The 18,844-nt window shown below is 59.7% G+C and carries 22 protein-coding genes and 1 pseudogene; 13 read left to right on the top strand and 10 right to left on the bottom strand.

Annotated elements, in window-relative coordinates:
• Positions 1 to 27 precede the first annotated feature (27 nt).
• Positions 28 to 420 carry a hypothetical protein gene (locus PIN01S_RS06770; RefSeq protein WP_084334656.1) on the bottom strand — a complete coding sequence of 131 codons (393 nt, stop codon included), beginning with the start codon at positions 418 to 420 and terminating at the stop codon, positions 28 to 30.
• A gap of 121 nt (positions 421 to 541) precedes the next feature.
• Positions 542 to 1,933, bottom strand: a complete 1,392-nt coding sequence (locus PIN01S_RS06765) for a PilZ domain-containing protein (protein ID WP_084334655.1) — start codon at positions 1,931 to 1,933, stop codon at positions 542 to 544.
• A 29-nt stretch (positions 1,934 to 1,962) separates the two neighbouring features.
• Here PIN01S_RS06765 and PIN01S_RS06760 point away from each other — a divergent pair, with 29 nt between their 5' ends.
• Positions 1,963 to 2,430 carry a TlpA disulfide reductase family protein gene (locus PIN01S_RS06760; protein WP_084334653.1) on the top strand — a complete coding sequence of 156 codons (468 nt, stop codon included), beginning with the start codon at positions 1,963 to 1,965 and terminating at the stop codon, positions 2,428 to 2,430.
• Between the two features lie 2 nt (positions 2,431 to 2,432).
• Positions 2,433 to 2,708 (top strand): acylphosphatase, encoded by a 276-nt coding sequence (locus PIN01S_RS06755; RefSeq protein ID WP_084334651.1) that lies wholly within the window; start codon positions 2,433 to 2,435, stop codon positions 2,706 to 2,708.
• Between the two features lie 24 nt (positions 2,709 to 2,732).
• Here PIN01S_RS06755 and PIN01S_RS06750 read toward each other — a convergent pair whose 3' ends face one another.
• Together PIN01S_RS06750 and PIN01S_RS06745 are read right to left on the bottom strand one after the other, a co-directional pair.
• A complete protein-coding gene (locus PIN01S_RS06750; protein ID WP_084334649.1) occupies positions 2,733 to 3,686 on the bottom strand; it encodes a hypothetical protein in 954 nt (317 codons plus the stop codon).
• A gap of 10 nt (positions 3,687 to 3,696) precedes the next feature.
• Positions 3,697 to 5,412, bottom strand: coding sequence for a proline--tRNA ligase (locus tag PIN01S_RS06745; RefSeq protein ID WP_084334647.1), 1,716 nt, complete (start codon positions 5,410 to 5,412; stop codon positions 3,697 to 3,699).
• A 115-nt stretch (positions 5,413 to 5,527) separates the two neighbouring features.
• Here PIN01S_RS06745 and PIN01S_RS06740 point away from each other — a divergent pair, with 115 nt between their 5' ends.
• Entirely contained in the window at positions 5,528 to 5,935 is a 408-nt protein-coding gene (locus PIN01S_RS06740; RefSeq protein WP_090257124.1) for a PaaI family thioesterase, read from the top strand.
• A gap of 69 nt (positions 5,936 to 6,004) precedes the next feature.
• Here PIN01S_RS06740 and PIN01S_RS06735 read toward each other — a convergent pair whose 3' ends face one another.
• Positions 6,005 to 7,303 (bottom strand): OprD family porin, encoded by a 1,299-nt coding sequence (locus tag PIN01S_RS06735; protein WP_084334645.1) that lies wholly within the window; start codon positions 7,301 to 7,303, stop codon positions 6,005 to 6,007.
• Between the two features lie 765 nt (positions 7,304 to 8,068).
• On the opposite strand from PIN01S_RS06735, the gene PIN01S_RS06730 reads away from it, so the two are divergent.
• Entirely contained in the window at positions 8,069 to 8,497 is a 429-nt protein-coding gene (locus PIN01S_RS06730; protein WP_084334643.1) for an HIT family protein, read from the top strand.
• Positions 8,494 to 8,700, top strand: a complete 207-nt coding sequence (locus PIN01S_RS06725; protein ID WP_084334641.1) for a SlyX family protein — start codon at positions 8,494 to 8,496, stop codon at positions 8,698 to 8,700. The genes PIN01S_RS06730 and PIN01S_RS06725 overlap by 4 nt, the downstream gene beginning before the upstream one ends.
• Before the next feature lie 47 nt (positions 8,701 to 8,747).
• Here PIN01S_RS06725 and PIN01S_RS26715 read toward each other — a convergent pair whose 3' ends face one another.
• The 5 genes and pseudogenes from PIN01S_RS26715 to PIN01S_RS06705 all read right to left on the bottom strand — a co-directional run bounded on the left by PIN01S_RS26715 (position 8,748) and on the right by PIN01S_RS06705 (position 12,103).
• Positions 8,748 to 8,978 (bottom strand): cold-shock protein, encoded by a 231-nt coding sequence (locus PIN01S_RS26715; RefSeq protein WP_169715797.1) that lies wholly within the window; start codon positions 8,976 to 8,978, stop codon positions 8,748 to 8,750.
• Between the two features lie 54 nt (positions 8,979 to 9,032).
• A pseudogene (locus PIN01S_RS27305) lies at positions 9,033 to 9,353 on the bottom strand (cold shock domain-containing protein membrane protein); the annotation flags it as partial.
• 167 nt (positions 9,354 to 9,520) lie between these two features.
• Positions 9,521 to 10,585, bottom strand: coding sequence for a GGDEF domain-containing protein (locus tag PIN01S_RS06715; RefSeq protein ID WP_084334637.1), 1,065 nt, complete (start codon positions 10,583 to 10,585; stop codon positions 9,521 to 9,523).
• Positions 10,586 to 10,693: 108 nt separating this feature from the next.
• Positions 10,694 to 11,164: a Dps family protein gene (locus PIN01S_RS06710; protein WP_084334635.1), complete on the bottom strand. Its 471-nt coding sequence runs from the start codon at positions 11,162 to 11,164 to the stop codon at positions 10,694 to 10,696.
• A 120-nt stretch (positions 11,165 to 11,284) separates the two neighbouring features.
• On the bottom strand, positions 11,285 to 12,103 hold the full coding sequence (locus PIN01S_RS06705; RefSeq protein ID WP_084334633.1) for an SDR family NAD(P)-dependent oxidoreductase: 819 nt from the start codon (positions 12,101 to 12,103) through the stop codon (positions 11,285 to 11,287).
• A 250-nt stretch (positions 12,104 to 12,353) separates the two neighbouring features.
• Here PIN01S_RS06705 and PIN01S_RS06700 point away from each other — a divergent pair, with 250 nt between their 5' ends.
• The 8 genes from PIN01S_RS06700 (at position 12,354) to tolQ (ending at position 18,833) form a co-directional block, all read left to right on the top strand.
• Positions 12,354 to 12,623: an FmdB family zinc ribbon protein gene (locus PIN01S_RS06700; protein ID WP_084334631.1), complete on the top strand. Its 270-nt coding sequence runs from the start codon at positions 12,354 to 12,356 to the stop codon at positions 12,621 to 12,623.
• A gap of 44 nt (positions 12,624 to 12,667) precedes the next feature.
• Positions 12,668 to 14,443, top strand: coding sequence for an aspartate--tRNA ligase (aspS, locus tag PIN01S_RS06695; RefSeq protein WP_084334630.1), 1,776 nt, complete (start codon positions 12,668 to 12,670; stop codon positions 14,441 to 14,443).
• 63 nt (positions 14,444 to 14,506) lie between these two features.
• Positions 14,507 to 15,256: a YebC/PmpR family DNA-binding transcriptional regulator gene (locus tag PIN01S_RS06690; protein ID WP_084334629.1), complete on the top strand. Its 750-nt coding sequence runs from the start codon at positions 14,507 to 14,509 to the stop codon at positions 15,254 to 15,256.
• A gap of 187 nt (positions 15,257 to 15,443) precedes the next feature.
• Positions 15,444 to 15,968 (top strand): crossover junction endodeoxyribonuclease RuvC, encoded by a 525-nt coding sequence (gene ruvC, locus PIN01S_RS06685; RefSeq protein WP_084334628.1) that lies wholly within the window; start codon positions 15,444 to 15,446, stop codon positions 15,966 to 15,968.
• 16 nt (positions 15,969 to 15,984) lie between these two features.
• Positions 15,985 to 16,590 carry a Holliday junction branch migration protein RuvA gene (gene ruvA, locus PIN01S_RS06680; RefSeq protein ID WP_084334627.1) on the top strand — a complete coding sequence of 202 codons (606 nt, stop codon included), beginning with the start codon at positions 15,985 to 15,987 and terminating at the stop codon, positions 16,588 to 16,590.
• Positions 16,591 to 17,643 (top strand): Holliday junction branch migration DNA helicase RuvB, encoded by a 1,053-nt coding sequence (ruvB, locus tag PIN01S_RS06675; protein ID WP_084334625.1) that lies wholly within the window; start codon positions 16,591 to 16,593, stop codon positions 17,641 to 17,643. It begins immediately after the preceding gene.
• 51 nt (positions 17,644 to 17,694) lie between these two features.
• A complete protein-coding gene (gene ybgC / locus PIN01S_RS06670; protein WP_084334623.1) occupies positions 17,695 to 18,138 on the top strand; it encodes a tol-pal system-associated acyl-CoA thioesterase in 444 nt (147 codons plus the stop codon).
• Positions 18,139 to 18,140: 2 nt separating this feature from the next.
• Positions 18,141 to 18,833: a protein TolQ gene (gene tolQ, locus PIN01S_RS06665; RefSeq protein WP_084334621.1), complete on the top strand. Its 693-nt coding sequence runs from the start codon at positions 18,141 to 18,143 to the stop codon at positions 18,831 to 18,833.
• Positions 18,834 to 18,844: the final 11 nt, after the last annotated feature.

The raw sequence follows: 18,844 nt of genomic DNA, 5'->3' as shown, positions 1-18,844 counted from the left end.
GCGGGGTTGATGGCTTGCAGGAGGGGCTCAGGCGAGGGCTTGGCGATTGTCCGCTTCGGCCATTTCCACGGCCTGGACAAAAAGTTCCTCGACGATGAGGCTTTGCACGGGTACTGCCGAGCGCAGTTTCACCTGCATATCTTCGATCTTCACTTTCACCGGCAACCGGCCGATGCCGGAGAGCAGGATCTTGCCATGGGCATTGGTTGTGCCATGGTCGACATTGACTTCACGCTGCTTGTCGCCGTCGCGGTAAGTCACCATCAGGGAGACCGGCAGGTTGGCCAGGCCGGGCAGTTGCAACCAGGAGGCAACGTTGTATTCGGCGACGCGGCCTTCGTAGGCCGTGACTATCAGGCGAGCGGCATTGACGATTCGGGACGGCACGGGGCCGATCAGCTTGTCATGGGCTTTGGACATGGTGGGCTTCCAGGCTGATAGCGATCGTAGGAACGGGTGTGGCGAAATTATAAGCAGGCCTGCGGCGATTAAACTGTGCGCTCAGGCAACGCTTGATGTGATATGCCTCCCAGATCCCGCATCAAGCGAGGCGCAACGGGTGCCTTTCGACCAGCGGCGTCGACAGGTTCGATGTCGGTAAAGCCAGGGTCGCCTGACTCGGAGCGCTGCTGAGTTGAAGCCAGAGCTGCTCCCCTTCCGAGAACTGTCCGCTGCATAGCCATAAGCCATGGTGCCAGGCGCTGCCCGCTGGGGTGCTTTGCAATATGCCCAGGTGCGTTTGTGCGCTGGGTGCGCGGCGCAACCAGACCGGCCGTGCCAGTCCTTTCAAATAGCGTAACCCCAGATGCAAGCCTTCATCGTTGATGTGGCGCCAGCGCACCAGGGCCAAGCTGCTCGTTCCGCTGCTGCCTAACAACAGGACGAGTTGCCCCACGGGTATCTGTGCGGCTTGCGCTGCCTGACAGAGCAAGCGTGCACCGCCGACACTCGCATCGACGATACGGGCTGGAGACAGGCTAGGTCGTTGTTCCAGCAGTTGCGCATGAATGGCGGCCAAGCCGATGGCTAGATCGCATGATCCTTGATATTCGGTCCGAGGATGCCGGCGTTGCGGGCGCCCCAGCCAGTGGGGCCTTACCCGTTCGAGCAGCGCGTGTTCCGCCGAACTGCGCAACGGGGCCGGTTCATTCAATGCCACTGCCAGCGCACCGGGCTCGAATCGACGAAGAAAGCTGCTGTCCTGTGTCGGATGGTCATCCGTGACGAAGGGGCGGGCCTCGCGCAGATCGATAGTCGGCCCTTCGGCTTCCTCGTCCCAGGGCAGCAGGCGAGCAAGACCGGCCAGGGGAGCGAGAGCCTTGAACAGCAAGAGGCATTCGCCTTCGGCCAGGTGGAAGGGATTGCTCAAGGCGAGCAGCAGTCCCTGCTGATAGAGGCCGCGCAGGCTGCTGGCAGCGGTTGGCTGGAAAGCGGCGGCAACCTGCTCATCCAGGCACTCGTGGCGTTCAGCCAGGCAGTAGAGCTGGTGGCTGTCGCGCCACGATGTCGGGGAGGGCTCCTGGTAGCGTTCGTAATGACGAAGCTGGCTTTGCCCAAGAAAATACTGGGCCGTGTACAGGCACCAGGCCAGATGGGGTCGCGATGGCGCCCGGCCTTGCAGCATCTGCAGGAGCAGACGCTTGAAGCCTGTGGCCAGTTCGTTGCAAAGACCGACGAGCAAGGGGCAGGGGGAAGATCCCGCCGCAGATGCATAATGACGATATTCTTCGCTGATGCTTTGCAGGCCCCGCTGCCTTTCAAGTAAGGTCATGGCGCTGCGGTTATGCCGCGATAGCAGATCCAATACCTGCCTTAGGCCCTGCTCGGGGCGTTGCTGACGGGCCTCGATGAGTGCTGCGTTGAGGTGGGCCAGCGGGACGCAGCTTTCCTCGAGGAGGTCCGGCACCTCGATACGCAAGGTATCCTGGCTCATGTCAATCACGCAGGAACGAGGACGTATGCATGGGAACGCAACTTCGGGTTTTCATGGGAATAGTCGCCGGGTTGCTTCTGAGCGGTTGTGCCGAGGACCTGGGTCTCGATCAGCATGGGCGAAAGGTAACGGCTGCCGAACTGGATGGCCAGTGGTTGGTGATCAATTACTGGGCGGAATGGTGCAAGCCCTGCCGTAGTGAAATTCCTCAGTTGAACCTGCTGGCCGAACGGATGAAAAACCAGGGGGTCGTTGTACTGGGGGTCAACTTCGATGGGTTGCAGGGTGCCGAGCTGACCCGGTCCAGCGATACGATGAAGATCGATTTCCGTGTTCTGGAGAAGGACCCATCCGAACGCTTCCAACTGCCACGCAATGAAGTACTGCCGGTGACCTATCTCGTCGATGGGCAAGGGCGAATGCGTGAGCGCTTGTTGGGCGAACAGACTGCGGCTGGGCTCATCGCTCGGCTGAAAGACTTACGAGATGAGGGTTGAGCATGGCACGCATCTGTTTACATGGTTTCGTCAGCGGCCGAGTACAGGGCGTCAGTTATCGGCAGGCGACTGCGAGTCAGGCTGAACGCCTGGATCTCGATGGCTGGGTACGCAACGTGGCTGACGGGCGGGTAGAGGTATTGATCGAAGGAGAAGAGAATGCTGTCCAGGAGTTGGTTTCCTGGCTAGAGAAAGGACCGGCGAAGGCCAAAGTCGAGGCGGTCGAGCTGGAGCAGCAACCGCTGCAGGGCATCGTCGGTTTTATCGTGCGTGCCTGAGCGTCGTTATCGCGACGCCCGTCGTCACTGATCTTCGCCGGGGTCGGCTACCAAGCGGCCGTCTCTGGTCAGGGCCTTCAGAAATTCCTGTTGCAGCTCCGGGTCGTTCCGGGTCAGCTCGATGAGACTCTGCTCCAGTTCGCTGGCTTCTTCTTCCAGGCCCAGCTCGGAAAGACGTCGGACTCGGTGTACCCACTGGTCGACATCATCGTCTTCCAGGTCGTCGAAGATCAGCGCATGAGCTTCCTGCAACTTGCCGCGCAAGGTTCGGCTGACCAATAACGTGGCTTCCGTGCGAACTCCGTCCTGAGGGTCCTCGACGCTGAGCAGCAGGGTGCCCAGGCGGTTCACGTCGTGCTCAGCGAAAGGGCCATCGAGCAGATTGAGGCGCAGAACGCCGTTACGGTCCGTCAACAGCTCATGGGTCTGTTCCCCGGCCTTAATCAGCACAGGGCGTTCTGCCCAGGGCAGGCTCGAGTACTCCATGCGTTTGTCCTGCTGCTTTTCGTCCAGATTGGCCAGATTCTGCTGGGAGCGCCCGTTGGACTCCACGTTCATGAACGGGTTGAGCCCGGCAAAACCGTAGCTGATCCAATCCTTGGTCGCGGTATCCGGCAGGCTGCCGAGCATGACCACGTTGAGCGCATTGGCACCGATGCCCGCTACGACGGCAACCGCGCCCAGGGGAATCTCGTAGATCTCACGCCAGGGTTGATAAGGCGTGTAGCGATCGTAACGGCGCGTAACTTCGAAAGCGGTGACTTCGAATGTCTTCTGTTCGTGGATGCGAATCCGCCGCTGCGGCAATTCGAGCACGCGTGGCTCGCCGACATCGATCTGCAGGCTGTGGTCCAGCAACTTGCGTTCGACTCGTTCTTCATGCTCGCTGCGCTGGGGAAGATGATTGGCGCAGCCGCTCAGGAAGAGGGTGCCGCACAGCGCGGCACCAGCAAGGCGTAAGGGACTTCGCTTGAACATGGTTTCTCGATCAGCGACGAATACGGGCGGAGAGGAACGACAGCACTTCATCGACCGGGACCGAGTGGGCGTCGGCTTCGCGGCGGTTCTTGTACTCCAGTTTACCTTCGGCCAGCCCTCGATCGCTCACCACGATGCGGTGCGGGATACCGATCAGCTCCATGTCGGCAAATTTGATGCCGGGGCTGGTTTTCTTGTCGCGGTCGTCCAGCAGGACTTCGAAGCCGGCGGCAGTCAGGTCCGCGTAAAGCTTGTCGGTAACCTGCTTCACTTCTGCGGTCTCGTACTTCAAAGGCACCAAGGCGATTTGGAACGGCGACAAGGCGTCCGGCCAGAGAATGCCGCGCTCGTCGTAATTCTGCTCGATGGCCGCCGCGACCACACGGGAGACGCCGATACCGTAGCAGCCCATGATCAGCGTGGTGGGCTTGCCCTGCTCGCTGAGGACGTTGAGCTTCATGGCCTCGCTGTATTTGGTGCCGAGCTGGAAGATATGCCCGACTTCAATGCCGCGCTTGATCACCAGGGTACCCTTGCCGTCCGGGCTGGGGTCGCCGGCGATCACGTTGCGCAGGTCGGCGACAGTCGGCAGCGGCAGGTCGCGCTCCCAGTTGACGCCAAAGTAGTGTTTGTCGTCGATGTTGGCACCGATGGCGAAATCGCTCATCAGGGCGACGGAGCGGTCAACGATGCAGGGCAAGGGCAGGTTCAGTGGGCCAAGAGAGCCGGCACCAGCGCCGATAGCGGCACGCAGTTCGGCTTCCGAGGCGAACACTAGCGGGCTGGCTACCTGTTCCAGATTGGCCGCCTTGATCTCGTTCAGCTCATGGTCGCCACGAACGATCAGGGCGATCAAGGTGCCTTCTTCGGCGCCGCGAACCACCAGGGTCTTGATGGTCTTTTCGATCGGCAGGCCGAATTTCTCCACCAGGTCGGCGATGGTCTTGGTGTTCGGTGTGTCGATCAGACGCAGTTCTTCGCTCGGCGCCGGGCGTTCCGTCTCCCGGGGCAGCGCTTCGGCCTTTTCGATGTTGGCGGCGTAGTCCGAGCTGTCGCTGAAGGCGATGTCGTCTTCGCCGGACTCGGCCAGTACGTGGAACTCGTGGGAGCCCGTACCGCCGATGGAGCCGGTATCGGCCTGCACCGGGCGGAAATTCAGACCAAGGCGGGTGAAGACATTGCAATACGCCTGGTGCATGCGGTCATAGGTTTCCTGCAAGGATTCCTGGCTCAAATGGAAGGAGTAGGCATCCTTCATGACGAACTCGCGTCCGCGCATCAAGCCGAAGCGCGGACGAATTTCGTCACGGAATTTGGTCTGGATCTGGTAAACGTTGAGCGGCAGCTGCTTGTAGCTGTTCAGCTCGTTGCGCATCAGGTCGGTAATGACCTCTTCGTGGGTCGGGCCGACGCAGAAGTCGCGCTCATGGCGGTCCTTCAAACGCAGCAACTCGGGACCATACTGCTCCCAGCGCCCCGATTCCTGCCAGAGTTCGGCGGGTTGGATGGCCGGCATCAGCACTTCGAGCGCGCCGGCGGCATTCATTTCCTCGCGCACGATGGTCTCGACCTTGCGGAGAACCCGTAAGCCCATCGGCAGCCAAGTATAGAGGCCCGAGGCAAGTTTGCGGATCATGCCGGCGCGCAGCATCAACTGATGGCTGATCACCACGGCGTCGGAAGGCGTTTCTTTGAGAGTCGAGAGCAGGTACTGACTGGTACGCATGTTTGGCCGTTCTGTCGGTTGCGAGGGCTTTTGCTAGGCCGGCATTGTACGGTGCCTATTCGGATGCGTATAGGATGCAGGCGGGTCACAGGAGAGGGGAGACAAGGTGACGGTATTGACTGCTGAGCAAGTACAGGCCCTGATCCGCGCGGGGCTGCCGATGGCCGAGGATATCAACCTGTACATCGACCGACTGGATGCACAGGGCGTGCTGGCGCGGGTTCCATTCAGCGCCAAGTTGGTGCGCCCCGGCGGCACTCTTTCCGGGCCGACCATCATGGCATTGGCGGATGCCGCCATGTACGCGGTGGTGCTTGGGCGTCTGGGGCGAGTAGAAATGGCGGTGACTTCGAACCTGAATATCAACTTTCTGGTCAAGCCGAAGCCTGTGGATTTGTTGGCTGAAGCCACGATCCTACGGTTGAGTCGGCGCCAGGCAGTGTGTGAGGTGTCGTTGTATTCGGCGGGTAATGAGGAGGAGTTGGTGGCGCATGTTACTGGGACTTACGCGTTGCCGTTTTGACTCATCGATATAAAGAAAAAGCCCGGCTGACGCCGGGCTCTCTCGTGTCGATGCTAGTACTAAGCAGTGTTACAGAATGCTCAGCGGGTATTCGACAATTACGCGAACTTCGTTCAGATCGCCTTCACCCTGGTCGGTGTTGGCGCGGTGTACAGCGTGACGGACACGGAAGGAAAGATCTTTGGCAGGGCCATCTTGGAGGGTGTACTTGGCTTCCAGATCACGCTCCCAATGCTTACCATCTTCACCGTACAGGCCTGCATAACCGCCGGCAGCATCGGCATCGGTACCATCGATATCGTCACCGGTGACGTAACGAGCCATCAGTTTCAGGCCCGGAACACCCAGGGTTTTCAGATCCAGATCGTAACGGGCCTGCCAGGATTTCTCGTTGGCACCGTTAAAGTCAGAGTACTGGACCGAGTTTGCCAGGAAAATCGAGTCACCACCGACGTAGTCGAACGGAGTGTCACCATTCACGCGTTGGTGGGCCAGGGTGAACTTGTGAGCGCCGATGCTATAAGCGGCAGCCAGGCTCCAGGTGGTGTTGCTGATATCGCCTTGCAGTTCGTCACCAGTATCGCTGGTACGGTAGATATTGAAATCGAAGTTCAGTGCCTGATCTTCGGCGAGGCCAATATTGTAATTGACGTTGCCATAGTACTGGCGCCATGTGTCTTCGAACTCCGAGGCATACAGGCCGACGGTCAGATCGTCGGAAATGGTGTAGAAGCCGCCTGCGAAGTCAATAGTCTTGCCGATTTCACCCGAACCATAGTTCAACAGCAGTTCATCGTCGCTATTGGTAGAGTTGCGGTTGTTATAAGCGGTGAAGTGACCTGCTTCCAGTGCCAGACCTTCAATTTCATTGCTGGTAACCAAGAAGCCAGTAGCGGTTTCCGGAAGCAGACGGGAATCGCTGGTAGCGAACACCGGGGCAGCAGTACGCATTTCGCCATACTTCAGTTCGGTTGCCGAAACACGCAGTTTCACTGCGCCGCCAGCTTCCGAGTAATCGTCCTCGGCGCGACCATCGCTTCCGATCGGCAGCAGGCCAGTACCTCTGGTGCCCTTGCCGCTATCCAGTTTCAGACCCAGATAACCGTAAGCATCCACACCAAAACCAACGGTACCTTGAGTAAAGCCGGAGGCGTATTCGGCCATGACGCCATGCGCCCACTCTTCGCGGTAACTCTGGCCGCCAGGGTTGTTCTTGAAGTCACGATTGAAATAGAAGTTACGGTTCAGCAGCGTCAGAGTGCTGTCTTCAACAAAGCCCTTGGATTCGGACTGATTCGCGGCTACTGCCATTTGAGTGGTGCCCGCGGCCACGGCCAGGGCGATTACGCTCCACTTCATCACTTGCATCGTGATTGCTCCTTTGGTTTAGAAGATTCTGACTGCCCGGTTGATTATTATTTGGGCAATTCTTTCTTTTTGTGTCGGCGCTAACTTATAGCACGCGGACGGTTAAGGCGATAGTTGCAATCTATTCCTTACGAATTCTTCACAGCGTTGTCGCAATTTCGCATGAAGGGTGTCGCAAATTCATAGATTTTGACTTGCATCCTTGCCCGGCAGGTTGTTTGACCTGTCAGGTGCTGTTCTTTCGGAAGCTCCTTGGTAGTGCGCGCCAGCGAGTCGTCGCCAAAGCCTTGTCGTGGGTTAGCAAGAACCATGCGCAAAATGGGGTTGTTGAGCTGCCTTCGGCATTTTTTTCGAAAAACGGCTCCTGAAGATGGCTATTGCTTCAAACCTGTCTCGACTTGCTGGACGAATGGTGGCTTTCCGGTGGGGTTGCGTACGGAATGCGAGGCTGATAGCGAATGGCAACTAGCGTTACCGGGGAAACTTGCAGTGGGTGGACGATTACAGCCGGTAACGGGGTGCCGTAACGCGTCCAATTCTGTGCAAGTCGATCCTCTGTCGCTTCTAAAGAGAAGTAAGGGTGCACGCATCGTGAGCGTTGGCGAAGTGGGGCTGCCCTATTTTGGAGCGCTAGTGGGGACCGGTTGCATGGTTTCACTCCATGGGTGGCTTGGTTATGCTGCGCGGCCCGATGGCCTGGCTGCTTGTCGCTCGGGGCTCAAAGGCTAAGCTCAAAACAATCACCAGCCGAACAGGAGATGTCGCATGTTCGTCTTGGATTCACGCTTACAGCAGGACACCGTCTCGATTGGCGATTTCCCCTTGTGTCGCCTGCTTCTGATGAATGACGCCAATTATCCCTGGTTCATTCTCGTCCCTCGTCGGGAAGAGGTCAGTGAGCTGTTCCAGTTGGATGCTGCCGACCAGTTGGCGCTGTGGCGGGAAACCACGGCCTTAGCGGAGACGCTGAAAGACACCTTTCGTGCCGATAAGATGAACGTCGCCGCGTTGGGTAACGTGGTCAGTCAGTTACACATGCATGTGATTGTTCGCCGTCGGGACGATGCGGCATGGCCTGCCCCTGTCTGGGGACGGCATCCTGCGAAACCGTACGATGCGAAACAGATCGATGAGATCCGTGCCAAGCTCCGTCTGGTCTTGACGGAGGATTTCCATTTTGGGGGTGAGTCATGAGTCTCGAAATACGAATCACCGACTTGGAAACCCGGTTGGCGTTCCAGGATGACACCATCCAGGCACTCAATGATGTGCTGGTCGCTCAGCAGCGTGTGCTCGAGCGCCTGCAGTTGCAGGTCGAAATGTTGTCGAAGCGTCAGGACGAGTTGCAGGGGCAGTTCGGTATCGATGAAGACGAGGCGCCACCGCCTCATTATTGAGTTGCTGAAAGAAAAGGCCGCTGATGCGGCCTTTTTTATTGTTGTGCTTAGCGACGACTGGGCAGGGCTGCGATTACGTCCTCTGCCTGTAGGCCTTTGTCTCTTTGCATGACGGAGAACTCCACGCGCTGGCCTTCTACCAGGACCCGGTGGCCCTCGCCGCGAATGGCGCGGAAGTGAACGAATATATCTTCGCCGTTATCCCGCGAAATGAAGCCGAAACCCTTGGAAGTATTGAACCACTTGACGGTGCCGGTTTCCCGATTGCCGTCGGCGATGGGGCTGTCCTGTCGGTGAACGGGGCTCGGCTTGAAGGTGATGGCAAGATTCAGCAGTACTGCTGCAATCGCCGACGCCAGGCCGAAGAGGATGGCGGGCTGGCCGGCGATATAAGGGAATGGTACGAGCAGGACGATTGTCTGCAGTACCACCGCCAGGACCAGCAGGAGAGAGGTCAGGATATGCCAGGGCGTGGGAGCGGGTTGGTTGGTCGAGGGTTGCGCTGGGACGATCAGCAGATTGAGCAGGCCGAACAGTGCCAGATAGATCGCATCGGGTTGCTGCAGGTACGGCAGGGCTTCGCTGCGCAGGCTGGGAATAAAGGACAGCAGCAAGGCAACTGCGCCCGTCAGGAGATGGACGATTTTCAACATGGGCAATGAACTCACTTTGCGAAAGGTATAGAAAGCGCGGCTCGTGCTTCGCCTCCGATGAAGAACGACATGGAGGTGCGCGAAAGACCGGCCTATGTTCCGCTCATCCGCAAGGAGGGGCGGAAACACGAGGCGTATTTAACAGTAAAAACGCGGGGTTGCTCAAATCATGCGCTAAGCGCGGCTTCCGGTACGGGAGGATGGATCTGGTTGCGACCGTTCCGCTTGGCTTGGTAGAGCGCATCGTCGGCGCGGGTGATAAGGCTTTCCAGATCGTCGCCGGATTCCGCCAAGGTGATACCGAAGGATGCCGTAATGGTGTCCAGTATCTGATCGGTGCGGCGGACCTTGACACGCAAGGCCTGGATCTTGAGGCGTAGCTGCTCGGCGAAGTGCTGGGCGGTTTCCATGTCGAAGCAGTCGCGTAGGATGACGCAGAACTCTTCGCCGCCGTAACGGGCTGCCATGGCACGCGGAGGAAGCAGGTCGCGCAACAGTTGGCCGACATGCTGGAGAACGCGATCGCCCAGTGGGTGGCCGTACTGGTCATTGAACTGCTTGAAGTGATCGATATCGAGCATTACCAGCGCCAGCCCGTGGTGGTCGGCGCTCAGTGCCTGTTCGAGCAGGCGGGTGAAGGCATGCCGGTTGAAGACGTGGGTCAGGCTGTCGAGTGTCGCGGCCCTTTGGGCGCGCTCCAGCTGGTTGCGCAGGTTCTGGATTTCCGTCTGGGCTGCGCGCAAGCGGTAGAGGAATTTTTCCTGCTGCTCCTGCATCAACTGCGTGCTTTGTTGCAGTTCATTGAGCACGTTGGGCAGGTCATCGATGATCGGCTCATGCAGGGCGGCGAGACCTTGGCTCAAACTTGCCTGATAGGCCTGGCTGCCGACCACGCTGCGCGAAACATCACCCTCGATGTCGTCGACCAGTTCGAGAACTTGCTGTTGTCCTGTGCGAGCCTCTTCCAATTCTCCCCGGATGATGTAGTCGCGGAAGAGCTTGGCGGCGGTTTCCGGGGGGAAGCTGGCGAAATCCTTGACGATCTTGTCCAGGCGTCTGTTCAGTTCGGGCTCCTGGCCTTTGCAGTAGGTATACCAGAGCGCGTAATGAATGGGATTCGGCGGAATATCGTGACGCACCATGTGCGGTACCGCCTGTTTAAGGAGTTCCGCCGCCTCTCGGGTCTCTTCCGGATACAGCTCAAGGATGGAGGGGGCTTTCGGCTGGCTCATGGATGTCACTGGTCGGTCGGGGTTGCCTGAGAATAGAACAGTCGGTGGCGCGTCGCCTAGGCAGGGTGTGTGCCTGGATGGCCTTTTGCCGCGCCACCGGACGACTGGTTAGGCGTCGAGCAGGCTGCGCAGCATCCAGGCGGTCTTTTCATGGATTTGCATGCGTTGGGTCAGCAGGTCGGCGGTGGGTTCGTCGCTGACCTTCTCGAGCAGCGGGAAAATGCCGCGGGCTGTGCGGATTACCGCTTCCTGGCCTTGAACGAGCTGCTTGATCATGTCCTGGGCGGAGGGCACTTCCTCTTCTTCCTTGATGGAGGACAGGCGGGCATAGGCAGCATAGGTTCCGGGGGCGGGGAAGCCGAGGGCGCGGATACGTTCGGCGATGGAGTCCACGGCCAGTGCCAGTTCGTTGTACTGGCCTTCGAACATCAGGTGCAGGGTGTTGAACATCGGGCCGGTGACGTTCCAGTGGAAGTTATGAGTCTTCAGGTACAGGGTATAGGTGTCCGCGAGCAGTCGGGACAGGCCTTCGGCGATGGCTTTGCGGTCCTGTTCGGCAATACCGATGTTGATTTCCATGCCATTTCTCCTCTCTGTTTGCTTGAAGCGATACGGATAGAGCCTAACACAGGGTGGGCTGGGCTAATCCTTGGCGTGTGTCAATGAAGCTTTGTTTAGAAGGTACGGTTGTCCGGATGTTCATCGCTTGGGCAGCAATCTGGCAAGCAGGCGAGGGTAGGAGGCGGGAAGCAACCGCTGCATGCGGTCGAGCAGGCGGGCATCGGCACCGATGAGGATGCGGGGATTGCCCGTCTTTATGCCTTTGACGATGGCTTCGGCTGCCTGTGAGGCGGTAGTGCGAGCCAGCCGCTCGAAGCGGTCTGCGGCCTGGCTGGCGTCCCGGCAGCCGTCCACGCTCTGGTAGAAACGCGCGGCGCGGGCGATGTTGGTCTTGATGCCGCCGGGGTGGACGCAACTGACGGAGACACCGGAGCCATGGATTTCCTGGCGCAAGGCTTCGGTAAAGCCGCGAACGGCGAATTTGCTGGCGTTATAGGCACCCTGGGTCGGGATACCGATGATGCCGAAGATGCTGGAAAGATTGACGATGTGACCGTCGCCGTTTTTCAGCAGATGGGGTAGGAAGGCCTTGGTGCCATGTACAACTCCCCAGAAGTTGATGCCCATCAACCATTCGAAATCGTCGTAGCTCAATTCCGCGATGGTTTGCGTTACCGCGACCCCGGCATTGTTGATGATCAGATGGGCGCGGCCATGCTGATTCAGCACGTTGTCAGCGAATGCGTAGACGGCACTCCGGTCGGAGACATCCAGGACATGCAGGCTGACGGCCGGTGCGTGGGCTCGAACCGCTGCTGCGGCGGCGTCCAATCCTCGTGCATCGATATCGGCAAGGGCTAGGTGACATCCTTCACCGGCCAGGCGTTCGGCCAATGCCCGGCCGATACCCGAGGCGGCGCCGGTGATCACGGCTACCTTGCCGGAAAGTGTGTGCATGATCGCTCCTTTGGGGGCGGCTGATGAGCCCGCTCTGATGGGTCTGGCTTTCCATAAATGAGCTGAGTGTCTCGGCTCGGTGGCGAGGGTAGTCACAGTAGCGTTCGGGTACAACTGATAAGTGCATCGGGGGAATCGGGGTGGGATGGGCTGGCGGCTGCGTCGAATCGATTAACCATATATAATCCCGCCCCTTGCCGCGGGACGCGGGCTCGCGGCGTTGTCTCTTTTACGATGCTGGAGCGATCCGATGCCTATTTATGAGTATCAGTGCGGGTCCTGTGGCCATCAGCTGGAAGCCATCCAGAAATTCAGCGATGCGCCATTGGTCGATTGTCCGACCTGCGATAAGCCTGAATTGAAGAAAATGCTTTCGATGCCTGGATTCCGCTTGAAGGGCGGGGGCTGGTACGAGACCGATTTCAAGACTGGCGCGAAGAAGAATCTGGCCGCTGGCGATAGCGCTCCAGCCTGCTCCGGCAATGGCTGTGGCGCCTCCGGTTGCTCCGCCGCCGATTGAGCGGCACGACGAACTCAAGACTCACGAGAAGCGAAAACACCATCATGATGCGCAGCCACTATTGCGGCCAACTGAACGAGAGCCTGGATGGGCAGGAAGTCACCCTTTGCGGTTGGGTACACCGCCGTCGCGACCATGGCGGGGTGATCTTCCTCGACATTCGTGACCGCGAAGGCCTGGCCCAGGTGGTATTCGATCCGGATCGCGCGGATACCTTCGCCACCGCCGACCGGGTGCGCAGCGAATACGTGGTCAAGATCACCGGCAAGGTGCGTCTGCGTCCGGCTGGAGCGGTCAATCCGAACATGGCTTCCGGCGCCATCGAAGTATTGGGCCACGAGCTGGAAGTGCTGAACCAGGCGGAAACGCCGCCGTTCCCGTTGGACGAATACTCCGATGTCGGTGAAGAAACGCGTCTGCGTTATCGCTTCATCGATCTTCGCCGGCCGGAAATGGCCGCCAAGCTGAAGCTGCGCTCGCGCATCACCAGCAGCATCCGTCGTTACCTGGACGAAAACGGCTTCCTCGACGTGGAAACGCCGATCCTGACTCGGGCGACACCGGAAGGCGCGCGCGATTATCTGGTGCCGAGCCGCACCCATGCCGGCAGCTTCTTCGCTTTGCCGCAGTCCCCTCAGCTGTTCAAGCAGCTCCTGATGGTGGCCGGCTTCGATCGCTACTACCAGATCGCCAAGTGCTTCCGCGACGAGGACCTGCGTGCCGATCGCCAGCCGGAATTCACCCAGATCGACATCGAAACCAGCTTCCTCGATGAAAGCGACATCATGGGCATCACCGAAAGCATGATTCGCAAGTTGTTCAAGGAAGTGCTCGACCTGGAATTCGATGCCTTCCCGCACATGACCTTCGAAGAAGCCATGCGCCGCTACGGCTCGGACAAGCCGGACCTGCGTATTCCGCTGGAGTTGGTAGATGTCGCCGATCAGCTCAAGGAAGTGGAGTTCAAGGTGTTCAGCGGTCCGGCCAACGATGCGAAAGGGCGTGTCGCTGCACTGCGCGTACCGGGTGCTGCGAGCATGCCGCGCAGTCAGATCGATGACTACACCAAGTTCGTCGGAATCTACGGCGCCAAGGGCCTGGCCTACATCAAGGTCAACGAGCGCGCCAAGGGTGTCGAGGGGCTGCAGTCGCCGATCGTCAAGTTCATACCGGAAGCCAATCTCAATGTGATCCTCGATCGCGTCGGCGCGGTGGACGGGGATATCGTGTTCTTCGGCGCTGACAAGGCGAAGATCGTCAGCGAAGCCCTGGGTGCTCTGCGTATTCGCCTGGGCCATGACCTCAACCTGCTCACCTGCGAGTGGGCGCCGCTGTGGGTCGTGGATTTCCCGATGTTCGAAGAGAACGACGACGGCTCGCTCTCCGCGTTGCACCACCCGTTCACCTCGCCGAAGTGCACGCCGGCGGAGCTGGAGGCGAATCCGGCCGCAGCCCTGTCGCGCGCTTACGACATGGTCCTGAACGGTACCGAGCTGGGTGGTGGGTCCATCCGCATCCATAACAAGGAGATGCAGCAGGCGGTCTTCCGCGTACTGGGCATCAGCGAAGACGAGCAGCAGGAAAAATTCGGCTTCCTCCTCGACGCCCTGAAATTCGGTGCGCCGCCACATGGCGGACTGGCGTTCGGTCTGGACCGCCTGGTGATGTTGATGACTGGCGCTCAGTCGATCCGCGAAGTCATCGCCTTCCCGAAAACCCAGAGCGCGGCCTGCGTCATGACCCAGGCGCCGGGTGCGGTGGATGCGAAAGCACTGCGCGAGTTGCACATCCGCCTGCGCGAGCAGCCGAAAGCGGAATAATCGTTCAACCATTGGGGCGGCACGTATCGTGTGCCGCCGAGCTGAAGAGAAACGGAGTGAGTTATGGCTGGTCATTCCAAATGGGCCAACATCAAGCACCGCAAGGAACGTCAGGACGCCAAGCGCGGCAAGATCTTCACCAAGCTGATTCGTGAATTGACCGTTGCGGCCAAGCATGGCGGCGGAAACCCGGCGGATAACCCGCGTCTGCGCCTGGCCGTGGACAAGGCGCTGACCGCCAACATGACTCGTGACACCATCGATCGCGCCATTGCCCGTGGGGCCGGTTCGAACGATGCCGACAACATGGTCGAACTGAGCTATGAAGGCTATGCGCCGAGCGGCGTGGCGATCATCGTCGAGGCCATGACCGACAACCGCAACCGCACCGCGGCGGAAGTGCGTCACGCCTTCAGCAAGTGCGGCGGCAACCTGGGTACCGACGGTTCGGTGGCCTACATGTTCGATCGCAAGGGGCAGATCAGCTACGCGCCGGGCGTCGACGAGGACGCATTGATGGAAGCGGCGCTGGAAGCGGGCGCCGACGACGTGGTAGCCGCAGAGGACGGTTCGGTCGAGGTCTACACGTCCTTCGGCGACTTCCTGTCGGTGAACGAGGCGTTGACCGCTGCGGGATTCAAGGGCGATGAGGCGGAGGTGGCGATGATTCCTTCGATCACTGCGCCGATTGCCGACCTGGAAACCGCGCAGAAGGTCATGAAGCTGATCGATATGCTGGAAGATCTGGACGACGTGCAGAACGTCTACCACAACGCCGAAATTCCTGACGAGATCATGGAACAGCTGGGCTGACGAACCGGGTCGAACGAGCCGGAAGCGACCGGGCGCGAGCCGCCCTGGGGCTTCCGGCTTTTTCATGTGACTGACGGCATGCATGTCGCCGATGCGTCGTGATGACGCGGATGGCAGTGGCCCTATATACTCCTGGCCTGGATAAATAGACAGTGCGGTGGTTTTCACGCCACCGATGGAAACAGGCATGACGCTGATCCTGGGGATTGACCCTGGTTCGAGAATTACCGGATTCGGTGTGGTACGCGATACCGGTCGTGGCTGCGAATATGTCGCGTCGGGCTGTATCCGTACTGGGAATGGTGCGTTGCACGAACGTCTGCAGATCGTCTATCGCGGTGTGCGCGAGATCATCCAGAGCTATGGTCCGGTGATGATGGGCATCGAACAGGTGTTCATGGCACGCAATGCGGACTCTGCGCTCAAGCTTGGCCAGGCACGTGGCGCCGCCATCGTCGCGGCAGCGGAAGAGGGGCTGGAGATCAGCGAATACACCGCGACTCAGGTCAAGCAGGCCATCGTCGGGACGGGAGCGGCTGACAAGCAACAAGTGCAGATGATGGTCATGCATCTCCTGAAACTGACCCAGAAGCCACAGATCGATGCTTCCGACGCCCTGGCCATTGCACTTTGCCATGCCCATAACCGACAAAGCCTGATTCCCCATGGACTGGTCGGCGCCAAGCGGCGCGGCGGCCGGTTGCGTTTATGAATAAAGGAAGCGAATCGTGATCGGACGCCTGCGCGGCACCCTGGCGGAAAAACAGCCGCCACACCTGATCCTGGACGTGGGAGGGATCGGCTATGAATTGGAAGTGCCGATGACCACCCTGTATAGCCTGCCGTCCGTCGGAGAGCCGGTTACGCTGCACACGCACCTCGTCGTGAGGGAAGATGCCCAACTGCTTTATGGCTTCTTCGAAAAGCGCGACCGAGAGCTGTTCCGTGAGCTGATCCGGCTCAATGGCGTCGGACCCAAGCTGGCGTTGGCCCTGATGTCCGGCCTGGAGGTCGATGAGCTGGTACGCTGTGTCCAGGCGCAAGATACCTCGACTCTGGTAAAGATTCCCGGGGTCGGCAAGAAAACCGCGGAGCGTCTGCTGGTCGAGTTGAAGGATCGCTTCAAAGCGTGGGAAACCATGCCCGGTATCGCTCCGTTGGTGGTTGAACCTCATGCCGGTGCGGCAGTCTCAAACGCCGGCAACGATGCTGTCAGCGCGCTGATTTCCCTTGGCTTCAAACCTCAGGAGGCGAGCCGAGCGGTAGCCGCGGTGCAGGAGGAAGGTTTGAGTAGTGAAGAATTGATCCGGCGTGCCCTGAAAGGAATGGTCTAAGTGATCGAAGCCGACCGCCTGATAACCGCCAACAGTCGTGACCGCGACGAGCAAGTGGACCGCGCCATCCGGCCGTTGCAACTGGCTGAATACATCGGCCAGCCAGTGGTCCGCGAGCAGATGGAGCTGTTCATCCAGGCGGCCAAGGGACGCAAGGAGTCCCTGGATCACACGCTCATCTTCGGTCCGCCGGGCTTGGGTAAGACGACCCTGGCCAACATCATCGCCCAGGAAATGGGCGTGGCGATCAAGAGTACTTCCGGCCCCGTACTGGAGCGCCCTGGTGATCTCGCCGCGTTGCTGACCAACCTCGAACCCGGCGACGTGCTGTTCGTCGACGAAATCCATCGCCTGTCGCCCATCGTCGAGGAAGTGCTCTACCCCGCGATGGAAGATTTCCAGCTCGACATCATGATCGGCGAAGGCCCTGCCGCGCGGTCGATCAAACTGGACTTGCCGCCATTCACCTTGGTTGGCGCCACCACCCGAGCTGGCATGTTGACCAATCCGTTGCGCGACCGCTTTGGCATCGTCCAGCGCTTGGAGTTCTACTCGACGCAGGATCTGGCGACCATCGTCGACCGCGCCGCCGGCATCCTCGGTTTGCCCATCGAGCCGGAAGGGGCCTTCGAGATCGCTCGGCGCGCCCGTGGCACGCCGCGGATCGCCAATCGCCTGTTGCGTCGCGTCCGGGACTTTGCCGAAGTGCGCGGGGAAGGGCGCATCACCCGTGCGATCGCCGACCGGGCGCTGAATCTGCTGGATGTGGATGAGCGGGGATTCGATCACCAGGATCGCCGCCTGTTGCTGACCATGATCGACAAGTTCGATGGCGGTCCTGTCGGTATCGATAGCCTGGCTGCGGCCATCAGCGAAGAACGGCATACCATCGAGGACGTACTGGAGCCCTACCTGATTCAGCAGGGGTTCATCATGCGCACGCCCCGTGGACGGGTCGTGACACGCCATGCCTACCTGCATTTCGGCCTGAACCTACCCAAGCGTCTTAACGATGCGCCGACTGCCGACCTGTTCGGCGACGGCGGGGAGTGAAAAAAATTGTTAGCAAGTCCGATTGGCAACTTCAGGAGCCGGCACTAGAGTATGCGCTCGCAAAACGGAGCTCAGCCGTTCGCCCATCGCTGTCGTGTCTACTATGAAGACACCGATGCTGGCGGCATCGTCTATTACGTCAATTACCTCAAATTCATGGAGCGGGCTCGCACCGAACGTCTGCGTGATCTGGGTTTCGCCCAGTCCGCGTTGGTGGGGGAGAACCTGCTGTTCGTCGTGCATTCCAGCGAAGCGCGCTATCACGCGCCGGCGCGTCTGGACGACGAACTGACGGTGAGCGCCGAAATAATCGAATTGAACCGTGCCAGCCTGCGCTTTCGTCAACAGGTGCGGCGGGTTGCGGATGATGCACTGCTCTGTGAAGGGCAGTTTCTGGTGGCCTGTGTGCGCGCCGACAGTCTGAAACCCCGGGCCATCCCCGAAGCGCTGCGCGCAGCCTTCGCCGGCACCGGTCTAGCCCTTGCAGGAGAGTAAGCGTGGAAACCAACGTCGATCATACGTCCATGTGGAGCCTGGTCAGCAACGCCAGCATCCTGGTGCAGTTGGTCATGCTCATCCTGGTGGCCGCCTCGGTCACCTCGTGGATCATGATTTTCCAGCGTGGCAATGCCATCCGTGCCGCGCGACGTGCCCTCGATGTGTTCGAGGAGCGGTTCTGGTCGGGCATCGACCTATCCAAGCTCTACCGTCAGGCCGGCAGCAACCCCGATCCGGATTCTGGCGTGGAGCAGATTTTCCGAGCCGGCTTCAAGGAATTCTCGCGCTTGCGCCAGCAACCGGGCGTCGATCCCGATGCCGTAATGGATGGTGTGGCTCGTGCCATGCGCGTCGCTATCTCGCGGGAAGAAGAGAAGCTCGAGCAGAGCCTGCCGTTCCTGGCAACGGTCGGCTCCACCAGTCCGTATATCGGCCTGTTCGGAACCGTCTGGGGCATCATGAACTCGTTCCGCGGTCTGGCGCAGGTGCAGCAGGCAACCCTGGCTACCGTGGCTCCGGGTATCGCCGAGGCGCTGATTGCCACGGCCATCGGCCTGTTCGCCGCGATTCCGGCCGTGATCGCCTACAACCGTTTCTCCGCACGCAGCGAAACCCTGATCGGCCGCTACTACACCTTCGCCGACGAGTTCCAGGCCATCCTGCACCGCAAGGTGCATGCAAGCGACGACTGAGCAGGTAATTC

It is taken from the genome of Pseudomonas indica NBRC 103045, assembly GCF_002091635.1.
Taxonomy (GTDB): Bacteria; Pseudomonadota; Gammaproteobacteria; order Pseudomonadales; family Pseudomonadaceae; genus Pseudomonas_M; species Pseudomonas_M indica.
Note: the sequence above shows the minus strand (reverse complement) of the source record. Positions and strands in the feature narration are given on the sequence as shown.